The following is a 13341-nucleotide window of genomic DNA, read 5'->3' as shown; positions in this document are numbered from 1 at the left end:
AGACAGACAATCTAAAAAATGTGACGTATTATATAAAATAATTGACTTTTTAAGGAAGGAGATGAAACGATGGTACATACGGTTTCTTATGCTTTTCGTAATGACGATACATCAATCATGACACTGGACTCTATTGGATGGCAGATCGTTTCTAGCGAGGAATATCGTTGTCCAAGTGATGATAGACCGGACCCGGGGCACGTCGTTTTTCAATATACGCTTAACGGTCAGGGTTATCTAGATATTGAAAATCAAACGATTCCTTTACCAAAGGGGCATGCCCTACTTGTTAAAATCGTAGGAGAACACTGCTATTACTATAAACAAGAGAAAAACGAACCTTGGGAATTTATATGGATCAATATTCGCGGGGATGAAGCCAATCGAATTTGTGATATGATGCATGATAATGAGGGACATGTCATTCGACGAAACGCGGACTCTCCCTTGATTCAAGAGTTATGGCAAATTATCAATTTGATTCATCAAGAGAAAGTTACGGACAAGTATCGCTTGTCCATGCAAGTCTATCGGTGGTTGCTTATTCTGGTACAGACGAGTCGGGATGCGGAGAAGGATATCGGTGCCCTATCCATAACAACGATTGAGAAATGCAAAAAGTTCATCCGAGAGAATTATGCATCTCCATTGACGTTGGATCTTCTAGCCAGCCATTGCGATATCAATAAACACTACTTGTGCAGGTTATTTCAGAAATCCGAGAAAACATCACCGTTAGCCTATCTCAAAGACAGACGCATTGAAGTTGCAATCCGACTACTCCGCACAACGGAACTTCCGATTTCCCAAATTGGTCAACAATGCGGTTTTGAGAGTCCCAGCTATTTCGGCAAAGTTTTTCGGCAATATATGTCCATGTCGCCCAAAGAATATCGCTTGAATAAGTTAGAGTTTCCTTATGAGGCCATCTATTATGAATAGCTAAACTCGCTGTTTGCTAGTCGTCTTTGGCTCGGGAACTGCTCTTGTACCAATAAAAACAAAAAAGCCGCTAGAATAGCGACTTTTAATGGAACTATATTCTTTCTTGTGTACTTCGACACTGCTGCACTTATTGAGCAGTGTATCCTCCGTCTATGATCAGGCTATTTCCTGTCATGTATGAAGAATCGTCACTAGCTAGGAACAGAACGGCTTTGGCCATCTCTTCTGCTTGACCCAGACGTTTCATTGGCGTTGCCGCAGAAAGTGCTTGTTTGCTCTCTTCCGGGATAATTGGTGTATCGATGAAGCCAGGGCAAAGGGAGTTCACCCGAATATTCTGCTCAGCATACTCCAATGCCAGCGAACGAGTCAGATTCACAACGCCGCCTTTAGCTGCATTGTAGGCTGCTGAACCAGGCGAACCAACCCATCCGTACATGGACGCCGTGTTGACGATTGTGCCTCCACCAATTTTCAGCATTTCGCGAATCGATTCACGAGCGACCAAGAAAACGCCGTCCAGATCAACATTGACCGTATTGCGCCATTCGGCATAATCAAGCTCATGCGTCGGATGAACACGTCCAATTCCCGCATTGTTGAATACGATATCCACTTGACCGAACAATTCTACGGTTTTTTTGAAAATCTCGGAAACCTCTTCTTCACTCGTGATGTTTGCTTTGATAAAGAGAGCTTCCGCTTTAAGCGCTTTCAGTTCCTCCTCAAACGCCTTGCCTTTTTCTTCATTCAGATCCACCAAGACCACTTTAGCTCCTTCGGAAACGAATAAGCGAGCAGTCGCTGCACCAATACCGGATGCTCCTCCTGTGATGACTGCAACTTTATCTTGAAGTTTGCCCATGAATAAATCCCCCAGTATAATATTTTGAATAGCGCCTATATAAATAGTGCTATATGATGTTTACAAAACTAATTCTATGCTTAAAATTGTAACAATCCAATCATTAAGATGTGACCAAGTGTCTACCTCGTAGACACTTTATTAAACTATGTCTATATTTATAGGAGTTTTTTTGAATGAATAATGAATTTATTGTGACATCTCAACATCGTAATCGAACCAAAGAGCACCTAAAAACCGCTCTGATTCAGCTCATTAAGAAAAAAGGATTCCATGGTGTTTCTGTCAAAGACATCGTTGATCAGGCGGGTTACAATCGCAGCACGTTTTATTTACACTACCAGGACAAATATATTCTCGCCGAAGAATTGTTGAGTATGACACTTCAAGGATTAAGGGGTGCAGTAGGTAAACCCTATTGGCACGGTCAAAAAGTTTCAACAAACAAGCTGGATGCCGAATCTTTTCAAATCGTGGATTATATCTACGAACACCGTGACTTCTTCGAACTGATTCAATACGATGATACGTTACCCGGTCTACATACAGGCTTTCCACAAACCATACTCAAAATCTATCAGGAGCAATTTGTCTTTGAGACGATCAACAACTCCCCAGTTAATATGGACTACTTCAAGTACTATACCGCCTACGGTTTTTTCGGACTGTTGAACAATTGGATATTAAGCGGATATCGTGAATCACGTGAGGCATTCATCAAAAACGTGATTGATCTTACCAAAACGCATATTCACTCTTTTCATTATGTTGGTAACACGTTTGATTCATGATCTAAAGTAAGTTGATTTGAACATTACGATGAACGATATGTCCGCCTTAGATAACAGCTGATTGGAGAGGCCGATGGTTTTTATCGCGAAGCTGGTCCCAGGGATGGTCCAATTATGTTATTAAATGGATTTCCCTCTTCGAGTCATATGTTTCGTATGTATTATATGTATTTGATTACGGTGCACCTGTGGGGTATAGATTGGCCGTTGCTCATCCGGAAAAGATTCAAGCTATCATTAGTCAGAATGGGAATGCATAGTATGGAGGGATTTAGTGAAACATGGGGAGCCTAGGAGACCTGGCAGTTACCGACACCGGAGAGCCGTGAAGCATGTCGTGATTCCTTGAGCCCTAGGCATACAAGCGTGATATTCCATCGGCGGAAATCCATAAAAATCTTTTTGTTTATATGTGCTCATTGATTCTGTTTCAATTTCCTTATTTTAATCCGATGGAGTCAATACCTTATTTGGTAACCAGCCCTTCTCACCCTCTGCGGTATGAACAAAACTCCATTCATTTAGTTCAAATTCTTTTGTAACGATGATACCGGGTTTTACGGTTAATTCATGAGCAGAATAGTCTGATAATGCAGTTGCGATATGTTCTTCATTTGGAGTGCTTAATATTTGTTTCGGTACCCAGCCGCATTTTTTAGAATACACGGATTCACAGAAAATCCAGTTGGGGAATTCAGTATCTTCTCTCCCATATAGGATCGTATCTCCTTTAGCTAAAACGATGGGATCAGGATAGTTTGATTTATGGGGTTGAACAACTTTATATAATTTCATAATATGCCTCCAACTATTATATTCGATCTGTTACCGACAAATATAATATCATATTATTATGTAGTTATTCATCCATATTGGATCAAGCAGCGCCCCCTTCACAAGGAGGCGCTGCTTGATCCGAATAAAAATATTTTATCACTAATCCATTTCAGAAGGTTTGGCAAGCTGACACACTTTTCTAAGTGCCTGATAACTCTCCAGACGCGGCATCCGCTGAATCTATATGGTCTAATGCCTTCACTGCATGCTTTGTTTCTTTATACATAAAGTAATCAAAATCGGCATGTTTTCGGGTTCCACCAAGATCCTGCACACAAAGACCGATATAGGTTCCTGTAAACCTTATATACTCCGGAGATTCATCGGACAGATGTGTGATATCGACCCACCCGCCTGCTGTATTCCAGGATGAATCACTATTTAACGCATAGTAAAAGCGGGCGCGATCTTGATCCACCACAGCCTTTAAACGGAGCGTGCTCACCGACTCTAGCGGAATATCCTCCAGCAGTTCGTCGTATACCCCGTATTTGGACTGAATGATCCCCAAGCAGAGCCCTTTATCCTCATGATAAGTTACACGTAAGTAGAGATAGTCCTGGGTATCGTAGTACAAAATCAATCCTGCCATTTGCTGTGGATGGTCCGGCGCAAATTCCAGACACGTCTCGGCTTCACACTCCAAGGCCTGAAGTCTCCGTGCGATCATGCTTTGCCTGTGCGTTGAACTCATCGACTCCATGCCGTGCAAGCGCAAGTAACCGGGACGTTCCGTCAAGCTGACCCAAGTCGAATCGGGTGGAATGCGAAGTGTATTCCAATCCTGCCGAAGCTCAAAGTGATCGAAATGATCCATTTCAGCAACCGGCTCAAACGGATGGGATGGGATCATCGGTGCAGGCACCTGAACCTCCGGGTGTTGGTCACCGCTTGCAAGTCTCAGCCAGCCGTCCTCGCTCCACGTGCACGGCTGAAGTGCGGTCTCACGTCCAAGAATGCAATATTTGTGATGAACGGGTCGTCCGACCAGATGAGCCATGTACCATTCGCCGGTATGTGTTTGAACTAGACTACCGTGGCCTGCCTTTTGCAGAGCTAAATCCGGTCTGCCGTATGAAGTAAGAATCGGATTGGCAGGATCAACCTCATAGGGACCTTGTAATGTACGGGAACGTGCTACGGTAACCGCATGCTCATAACCGGTTCCTCCTTCAGCCGTAATGAGATAATAATAGTCGTTGTGTTTATACAGGTGGGGTGCTTCGGTCAGTCCTAATGCTGTCCCCTTAAATATGTTCATGGCCGGTCCGACCAACTTATGTTCCTGAACGGAATATTCCTGAAGAACGATGCCTGAAAACCGGTTGTTGCCCTTACGGTGATCCCATATCATATTGACCAGCCACTTACGCCCGTCTTCATCATGAAATAGGGAAGGATCAAAACCGCTGCTGTTCAGATAGACCGGTTCGGACCAAGGGCCCTCGATAGCCGCTGCTGTCACAAGGTAATTGTGGGTATCTTTAAAAGCACCTACCCGGCTTTTGACATCGGTGTATATCAGGTAAAACACACCGTTGTTGTAACTAAGACAGGGTGCCCATACGCCTCCGGAATTAATGTTGCCCTCCATGTTCAACTGCGTTACACGAGTCAGCGGAGAAGCAATTGGCCGCCAATGAACCAGATCCCGGGAATGGTGAATCCGTACACCAGGGAACCATTCAAAGGTGGAAGTGGCGATATAATAATCCTCCCCTGCTCGGCATATGGACGGATCGGGATGGAAACCGGGAAGGATGGGATTGGTGATCATTTTCTTGATCTTATTCATGGAAGAAACCTCCGGTATGAAAGTGATGATCTGTACAACACAGATACACAAAAGGTGGATATTAGTACCAGCCTAGCGCTTTTTTGCCGGCTTCCAGCGCGGTTAAGATCCGTTCTACATCGTACACATTCCCTCTCCATGTCCCACCGCTGACCGATTGCAATGCAGCCCAGAGCTTTGTATCATCCGGCAAAGCTTCATCAGGACGCATATCGGGATGAAAGGACCTTTGTGCCAGGATGAGAGCACCTTCTTCCGGCGAAAACTCCAGCTCTCCTTCTCCGACAAAGTTAATGCTGCCCTCCAGCGTGTTACGATCCACCACAATGTCAATTAGGTCTCCGTTACGCAACTTGCCGATCGGCCCGCCTGCCAGCGCTTCGGGGCCAACATGACCAATACATGCTCCGGTCGAAACACCGGAGAACCGGGCATCCGTAATCAGTGACACGTATTTACCAAAAGGTAAATGTTTAAGTGCAGATGTAAGCTGGTACGTCTCCTCCATTCCGGTTCCCGATGGGCCTCGCCCAAGAAGCACAACAACGTCGCCAGCCAGAATACCTCCGGTCTTAATCGCATGGATCGCCTCACGTTCGGTGGTAAATACCTTTGCTCTGCCGCGATGACGGTATACGCCATGCTCATCGAGTACAGCAGGATCAATAGAGGTGGATTTGATGACAGAACCTTCTGGAGCGATATTCCCGGTTGGAAATGTTACGGTCGAAGAGATTCCAAGCCGCTGAGCATGTTCTACACTCATGATGACGCTGTCCGGATCAATGCCGTCCTGCTCTTTTAACTGCTTCCGCATGAGATGACGGCGTTCCGACGATTCCCACCAGTCCAGTACCTGACCCAATGAAGTACCCGTAACCGTTGGTACAGACTCGTCCAACAGACCAAGCTGTCTGAGGTGGAGCATGACCTCCGGTACACCTCCGGCTTGAAAGACGCGTATGGTAGGATAAAAGATCGGTCCGTTTGGCAGGGCACTAACCAGCCTCGGAACATTTTTGTTGACCTGTATCCAGTCCTGTACCGTGGGTACGGTTAAACCGGCGGCATGGGCAATCGCCGGTATGTGAAGAAGCAGATTGGTTGATCCGCCAAACGCGGCATGAACGGTCATCGCATTGCGAATGGATGCATCCGTGACAATGTCTGCCATCCTCATCCCCTGAGACTCCATGTGGATGAGGGCACGTGACGATTGGCGCGCCATTTCAATCCAGATTGGCTGCCCGGAAGGTGCAAGCGCAGCATGTGGTACTGTCATACCCAGTGCCTCTGCTACGACCTGGGCTGTAGCCGCAGTACCTAGAAACTGACAACCTCCTCCCGGTGTAGCACAAGCTCGACATCCTAAATCCGACGCCATTTCCAGAGAAAGTTCCCCGTTGACGTACCGTGCACCGATGGTCTGAATTTTACCAGCATCCTCTCCATCAGTAGGCGGAAGTGTGACGCCACCGGGAACGATTACGCCAGGCAATTGCGGCATGCCGGCAAGCGCGAGCATCATCGCTGGAAGACCTTTGTCACAAGTGGCGACACCAAGCACGCCTTTACGCGTTGGCAGCGAGCGAATCAGTCTGCGAAATACCATAGCGGCATCGTTCCGGTACGGAAGCGAGTCGAACATGCCGGTTGTCCCCTGTGATCTGCCGTCACACGGATCGCTGACATATCCAGCAAACGGGATTCCTCCCCGGCTTGACAGTTCTTCTGCGGCTGCCTTCATCAGCAGGCCGACCTCCCAGTGGCCCGTATGGTAACCGAGTGCTGCCGGGCTGCCGTCTTCATTGCGTATGCCACCTTGTGTACTTAAGATCAGAAATTGTTTTCCGTTCAATTCCCCGGGCTTCCAGCCCATTCCAACATTCTGGGACATGCCAAACAAGTCGCCGCTTGGAGCATTCCGCAGCAAATCATCCGTTAAAGGCAGACGTCCGGCAGCCCCTGGAGCATGTGCTATGATATCGAAGCAGTTGGACGCGGTCTCTCCCATAATCGACGTAATCTGTTCGTACATGATAGCCTCCCACAGTTTATGACTTCACGAAGACCGTTTTGATGGCCGTGAAAAACTCGATAGCCGCTTGCCCCTGTTCTCTGGAGTGTGAACTTGACATCTTCATTCCGCCAAACGGAGCCTGCAGCTCTACACCGGCCGTTTCTGCATTAATTCTGACGAGTCCTGCATCCATATCCCGGATGAAAGACAACATGGCTCCAACGTTCTGTGTATAGATGGAAGCACTCAAGCCATAATCGCTATCATTAGCCGCTTCGATCGCTTCCTCCAGGGAATCTACCGCAATCAAGGCCAGAACCGGGCCAAAGATTTCTTCCCGGGCGATGGACATATGGGATTCGACCCCTTCAAATACGGTCGGCTGCACATAGAATCCCTCTTCTAGTCCCGGACCGTCCCCTCTTTTTCCGCCAGTGAGCAGAACAGCACCTTCATCTTGGCCTTTTTGAATATAACTCAGCACGGTATTGAGCTGTCCTTCGCTTGCACATGGACCCATCCAGCTTCCAGAAGACATGCCGTCACCCAGCCGGATTTCCTGGATTTGCGAGAGCAGCTTTTCTTTGAAGGTATCGTATACTTTTCGTTCAATAATGACCTTGCTGGTGGCCGTACATTTTTGCCCGGTCGATTTCAACCCACCGCTGATCGTGGCTTCCACAGCCAAATCCAGGTCAGCGTCAGCCGCGATAATGATCGGGTTTTTCCCACCCATTTCAAGTTGATACTTGGCCCCACGTGCCAGTACTGCGCTGCCGACCCGTTTACCCACTTCATTGGAGCCTGTGAATGTTATTCCGCCCACATCCGGATGCTCAGCAAGTGCAGATCCGATCACTGAGCCTCTGCCGCATACCAGATTAAGAACGCCTGCCGGAATGCCCGCCTCTTCAAAACACTCCATGACTTTAGCCGCAGTGACCGCAGTTTCCTGAGCAGGCTTCAACACAACCGTATTGCCGTAGATCAAGGCCGGAGCCGTTTTCCAAATCGGAATGGCTACCGGGAAATTCCAAGGAGCAATAACCCCTACAACGCCAAGGGGTACACGGGTCGTAAACATCAGTGCTTCGCTGTCCGTTGATGGAATGACATCACCGGTTTTTCGCATGCCTTCTCCGGCGTAATACCTTAAGATCGCGACACCTCGCATCGTCTCTCCTTTGGCTTCAGGAAGTGTTTTGCCCATTTCTCTGGTCATCGCCTCTGCAACTTCATCGGCCCGGCGTTCCAGCACATTGGCTGCCTGAAATAGATAGTTGCCGCGTTCCGCACCCGATAACCTCCGCCAATCTTTTGCTGCTTCCTTCGCGGCTGCAACAGCCCGGTTCAGATCCTCTACGCCGGAGGTGGGTACGTAGCCAACTACCTCCTTCCGATTCGCCGGGTTGATGCTCGGTTCGGTTTCACCGGACGTCGCCTTCACCCATTCTCCGTTAATGTAATTGCTGTATGTCTGCTCTACCTGAAATGTGGTCATCGCATTCTTCCTCCTTATACATTAGTTTGAAATGACTGGATTAATAAGTGTCCCGATATCGCTGATGGATATTTCAATGCGGTCCCCGGGTGCAAGTGTAAAATCATTGGGTGGCACGATGCTAGTGCCTGTCAATAACACCGTACCGTCAAACAGATCGTTATCTCTGGCCAGAAAAGAGACCAGCTCATCGAGTTTTCGGTTTAATTCACTTGTGCTTGCCTCGCTTTTGACAACTACTTCACCTTCGCGATATATCTCGCAGACGATGTTGAACGCATATGGATTCTGCACCGTTTCCGCTAGACGAATGGCCGGACCTATCGAGCAGGAATTGCGCCACATTTTTGCTTGCGGCAGATACAGCGGATTCTCCCCTTCAATATCGCGGCAGCTCATGTCATTGCCAACGATATATCCCACAATGCTGCCATCCGCGGCAAGCACTAACCCCAGCTCCGGCTCCGGGATCTGCCAATTTGAATCGCTGCGAAGTGTGACAGCCACATTGGGCCCGACGGTGCGGGCTGCTGTAGATTTAAAAAAGATCTCCGGTCTTTCGGCATCATAAACTTTATCGTAAAAGGTCTTTGCATCCAGCTTGCCTTCCGTTGCTTCATAATTTCGTGCTTCGCGGCTGCGCTGATAAGTCACACCCGCCGCCCATACTTCCGGAGCTTCCAATGGAGTGATTAGATGCAGGGAAGTCCAATCATCAGTTAACTTGTTTAATGGTTTAAAAGCGCTTTCAACAAGTTGAACTGGAGAAATCCCCTGCTTTCTTGCTTGATAGATCAAAGTCATAAAGTCAGCTTGTGGCAAACGATACGCTTGTTCATCATCCGTAACGGCTGCCAGCCACTTCTGTTGTCTGTCCAGAAATCGAATAATTCTCATTCAAGCTTGCCTCCATTTTTCCCCATCGGGTTGATAATACTACCATAGCACCCGCTATGGTTCATGACGATGTTCTAATCACTCCGACGATTTACCCTTTTCACGCATTTTTTTTCTGTTAAGATGAGGTTAGATCCGTTGAACTAAAGATGATTTACGAGGACACTCCGATGACAGGATGTTGGAATATAGAATAGTACAAGGGGGTTGGTTTGCTGTGACCAAGCTTTCGGATGCTGTGTATTTAGGTCGTCTACCCGATGTTCGCATGTCTTTTCAATTATTGGGGCTGCATGCAAGAAAAGTAGATTCCAGCTGGACTTATCCGTCTCACGAACATTCAATGTATGAAGTGCACTGGATGATGGACGGGCAGATGAACATGGTTGTCAACGGGCAGTCTTATCGTCAGTCGGTTGGCGACCTTCTGTTCATCCGGCCTGGTATGACCCACTCTTGCACCGGAGCCGGACCGGAGGGGTTCACTTATTTTTCCGTGCATTTCAGCATACACGATACATCCTTTTGCAGAGAACTCAACCGTTGCAAAGACATCTATTATCCGGCAAATTCGAATTTGGCTCTGGGGCTGTCCTCTTCCCTGTCTACCTTGTATGGTCTGGCCACAGAGCATCTGTCGAGTTCGCTATCTTCTTCCAAACAAATGAAAGTACATGCCGCTGTGTTTGAACTGCTCGGTTCCCTGGTCGGCCAGTTATCTCAGCAAGCTTCCGTTACATTGTCGAGAAAAGAAACCATTGCCCATCAGATTGCCGAGCACATTGAGGATTCGGTAAGATATATCCATCTTCACGGGGAAATTCAGGAGAGTGAGAGAACCTGGATTCAGGACATTGCTAAATCGCTGAGCATTAGCCCGTCACAGGTTAATCGTATTTTTCGGCAGGTATACGGCATCGCTCCGCGCAAGTTTCTATCCGAAACCCTTCTGAATGAAGCGCAGCGCTTGTTAAAGCAAACCGACCTGAACATAGACCATATTGCGATGATGCTGGGGTATAAGACTAATGCGCATTTCAGCCGCCAGTTCAAGCGGTGGACAGGCATCGCGCCAAGTGAATTTCGCAGTCATTCTCAACAGGCGGGAGAAGCCAACGATGCGAATAACTAAAAGTTTAATCATAAAAATCCCAATTGTCTGAGCCGCAGAGGCTGATCGATCAACAAAGCAGCTACTGAATGACCAGCAACTGCTTTATTTTGCCGGGATTGCTCAGATGATGTGTTTGAGTATTACGCTAAAATAAATGATGCAAGGCTGGCACTCCCTGAACCTCTGTACGTAAAATACAAAGCCTGTATACCATCCGGAATGGTCATCTCGACTGAATATAATTTCCAATGATTGGTGAAATGTACCGGAATTGTACCCAGGACAGGACCATCCCATGCGGTTTTGATCTCAAAAACCCCTTGACAATATCCCCGTACGTTGATCGAGACCTGGCGAATTCCTCGGCAATCAAAGAATTTAAAACCTGCCGTTGCGGATTCAACCATATTGGCGATATATCCGACCTCTTCATCACCGTCTCTACCATCCTGCGTGATTTTCGGAAAGCGGCTGTCCAGCCAGGCTCCTGCACCGAAACCTCCAGTGTACTTCTGATCATCTCTGGTCAAAAGATTACATGCAAGATATGTGGGGTACTCGCCTTTTCCTTCAAGCGGTCTCCCGCTCGAACCACAGGAGGTCATTTCCACCTGAGGAATGCTGCCGTCCTCTTCAAAGGATATCTTCTCCATACAGCCCTGTCGGTTGAATGCGTCCCCATTGGTATGACGGTGATAGAAGACATACCAGTCTCCGTTGATCTCCACAATGCTACCATGGTTATTGCCTCCATAATACATGGGTTTGTCAGCAGGTTTGTAGGAGTCGATATGGAGATCACAGTTGCTTACGATGACGCCCTGATATGTAAATCCTCTGTTTGGAAATAGGCTGGTGGCATAACATAGTTCATGCATAACGATGGAGGAATACACCAGGTAGTAGGTATCACCTCTCTTCCGGATTGAAGGCGCCTCAAAAAATTCATGGCCCTCATAACCGCTGCCCTCACTGTAAGGCTCGCTCGGTGCTACGAATATGGGTTCTTCCACAATCGTCAGCATATCCGGACCTAACATCGTGGCCATCGCGCCATGTCTTGATAGGTCTCCGGCCGCACAGAAGCCGGTATACAGATAAGTGTGCTGTCCTTCAGTCATCACGCCGGGATCGAACTGGGGTTCGTCCCCTTCTCTTTCACCCAGACGAGTGCCGTCGCCATATTGTACATAACCATAGAATTCATATTTGCCAGCAGGTGTATCACATACAGCCACCGAAACAACGGGTACCTTATCCAACACATAATACAGATAATACCGCCCATCCGGACCCCGCGTAACATCTGGCGCATACAGGCACATATGGCCATTCGGATTCAGCGGGTCATCTGTTTTTCGGTAGATCACCCCTTCATTTCTCCAATTCCCAAGGTCATTCACGGGTGCAGACCAGCATACATAATCGTTCAGACAGAAGGCATGTCCGTTATAACGGTCATGTGAACCATACACATACACTCTTTCATTGAATACATAAGGCTCACTATCAGGTACGTACTCCCAGGACGGAAGATATGGGTTGAACCCTTGCTTGTTCATTCCCTCTACACTCCTCATATAATCGTAATAGTACATTCGTTCTATGAAATGAAGATAACTCTCGTATAATAGAAAATAGCTAAGTAGTGTATTGAATATTCTTATCTACAACTTAAAGAGAAAGGGGAAGAACCATGACCTCTATTTTTTACGTGGAATGTGACGCCGTACATCAGAACCATTTTGTTTTTGATATCCCTGAAGGGCATGATGCCTGGCTATTGGTTATTACACAGACCCCTGCCCAGTTCTGGGTTGATGGACAACTCAAGGAATACCCGGCTCATTGTGCTGTACTTTTCAAACCATATCAAAAAATATATTATCGGGCTTGTTCAGAGCGCTATATTAATGATTGGATTCGTTTTGAAAGTGATGAACCGTTTGTAACCGATACCTCCCTTCCGTCAGGCACACCTTTCCCGCTGGATGATCCGGAGTACTGTCATAAGCTGTTCCAATTGCTTGTTGCAGAGCATTCTTTTCAGAATGATTACCGGGAATCATCCATTAATTGCCTGCTGCGAACCTTGTTCAATAAATTGCTTGAGTCTTGTGTCCAAGAGGATATTAGTCCTCAGCACTATCCTCTGTTGAAGCTTCGAACGGCAATTCACAACCATCCCAGCCATCCTTGGACGATATCAGAAATGGCGAAGATCATAAACGTCAGTCCGGGGTACCTGCAGTTGATGTACAAGAAATCGTTTGGCCTCTCGTGTATGGAGGATGTTATTCATAGCAGAATACGTTTGGCCAAAGAATATCTCAGACATCATATGTATACGGTTGCAGAGATTGCCGATCGATGCGGTTACCGTAATGTCGAGCATTTTTGCAGGCAATTCAAACAAATGACCGGTTCCTCGCCTAAACAGTTTCATAAACGACGTGAAGGTGTCCCGGCTGACATAACAGAATTGGGAGATAAATCTCACTCTTAAGAGGGATGTACGTAGATCATTGGAAAAATTTCCACTCTGCTCAATAATGGACGTATAAACATACCTTATC

The 13341-nt window shown here is 47.1% G+C and carries 11 protein-coding genes and 1 pseudogene; 5 read left to right on the top strand and 7 right to left on the bottom strand.

Going from position 1 to position 13341, the window contains the following annotated elements:
• Positions 1-69: 69 nt before the first annotated feature.
• Positions 70-942, top strand: a complete 873-nt coding sequence (locus QVE09_RS02725) for an AraC family transcriptional regulator (RefSeq protein ID WP_315935565.1) — start codon at positions 70-72, stop codon at positions 940-942.
• A gap of 130 nt (positions 943-1072) precedes the next feature.
• Here the strand turns inward: QVE09_RS02725 and QVE09_RS02720 are convergent, their stop codons facing one another.
• On the bottom strand, positions 1073-1810 hold the full coding sequence (locus QVE09_RS02720) for an SDR family NAD(P)-dependent oxidoreductase (RefSeq protein ID WP_315935564.1): 738 nt from the start codon (positions 1808-1810) through the stop codon (positions 1073-1075).
• A 176-nt stretch (positions 1811-1986) separates the two neighbouring features.
• Here QVE09_RS02720 and QVE09_RS02715 point away from each other — a divergent pair, with 176 nt between their 5' ends.
• Together QVE09_RS02715 and QVE09_RS02710 are read left to right on the top strand one after the other, a co-directional pair.
• Positions 1987-2601 (top strand): TetR/AcrR family transcriptional regulator, encoded by a 615-nt coding sequence (locus QVE09_RS02715; RefSeq protein WP_315935563.1) that lies wholly within the window; start codon positions 1987-1989, stop codon positions 2599-2601.
• 57 nt (positions 2602-2658) lie between these two features.
• Positions 2659-2858: pseudogene (locus tag QVE09_RS02710) on the top strand (alpha/beta fold hydrolase); the annotation flags it as partial.
• A gap of 187 nt (positions 2859-3045) precedes the next feature.
• Here the strand turns inward: QVE09_RS02710 and QVE09_RS02705 are convergent.
• From QVE09_RS02705 to QVE09_RS02685, 5 genes are all read right to left on the bottom strand, one after another.
• Positions 3046-3396: an SH3 domain-containing protein gene (locus tag QVE09_RS02705; RefSeq protein WP_315935562.1), complete on the bottom strand. Its 351-nt coding sequence runs from the start codon at positions 3394-3396 to the stop codon at positions 3046-3048.
• A gap of 181 nt (positions 3397-3577) precedes the next feature.
• A complete protein-coding gene (locus tag QVE09_RS02700; RefSeq protein ID WP_315935561.1) occupies positions 3578-5233 on the bottom strand; it encodes a glycoside hydrolase family 43 protein in 1656 nt (551 codons plus the stop codon).
• A gap of 61 nt (positions 5234-5294) precedes the next feature.
• Positions 5295-7271, bottom strand: a complete 1977-nt coding sequence (locus tag QVE09_RS02695) for a YjhG/YagF family D-xylonate dehydratase (RefSeq protein WP_315935560.1) — start codon at positions 7269-7271, stop codon at positions 5295-5297.
• 16 nt (positions 7272-7287) lie between these two features.
• A complete protein-coding gene (gene gucD / locus QVE09_RS02690; protein ID WP_315935559.1) occupies positions 7288-8754 on the bottom strand; it encodes an alpha-ketoglutaric semialdehyde dehydrogenase GucD in 1467 nt (488 codons plus the stop codon).
• A 21-nt stretch (positions 8755-8775) separates the two neighbouring features.
• Positions 8776-9651: a fumarylacetoacetate hydrolase family protein gene (locus tag QVE09_RS02685; RefSeq protein ID WP_315935558.1), complete on the bottom strand. Its 876-nt coding sequence runs from the start codon at positions 9649-9651 to the stop codon at positions 8776-8778.
• 217 nt (positions 9652-9868) lie between these two features.
• Here QVE09_RS02685 and QVE09_RS02680 point away from each other — a divergent pair, with 217 nt between their 5' ends.
• The gene (locus tag QVE09_RS02680) at positions 9869-10783 is read left to right on the top strand and encodes a helix-turn-helix domain-containing protein (RefSeq protein ID WP_315935557.1); all 915 of its coding nucleotides are present in this window, start codon (positions 9869-9871) and stop codon (positions 10781-10783) included.
• Between the two features lie 122 nt (positions 10784-10905).
• Here QVE09_RS02680 and QVE09_RS02675 read toward each other — a convergent pair whose 3' ends face one another.
• Entirely contained in the window at positions 10906-12327 is a 1422-nt protein-coding gene (locus QVE09_RS02675) for a family 43 glycosylhydrolase (RefSeq protein WP_315935556.1), read from the bottom strand.
• A gap of 134 nt (positions 12328-12461) precedes the next feature.
• Here QVE09_RS02675 and QVE09_RS02670 point away from each other — a divergent pair, with 134 nt between their 5' ends.
• Complete coding sequence (locus QVE09_RS02670; RefSeq protein ID WP_315935555.1) at positions 12462-13271, top strand: helix-turn-helix transcriptional regulator; 810 nt, start codon at positions 12462-12464, stop codon at positions 13269-13271.
• Positions 13272-13341: the final 70 nt, after the last annotated feature.

The organism is Paenibacillus sp. ClWae2A, assembly GCF_032452295.1.
Lineage (GTDB): Bacteria > Bacillota > Bacilli > Paenibacillales > Paenibacillaceae > Paenibacillus.
The sequence above is the reverse complement of the archived record's forward strand: the minus strand, read 5'-3'. Positions and strand labels throughout refer to the sequence as shown.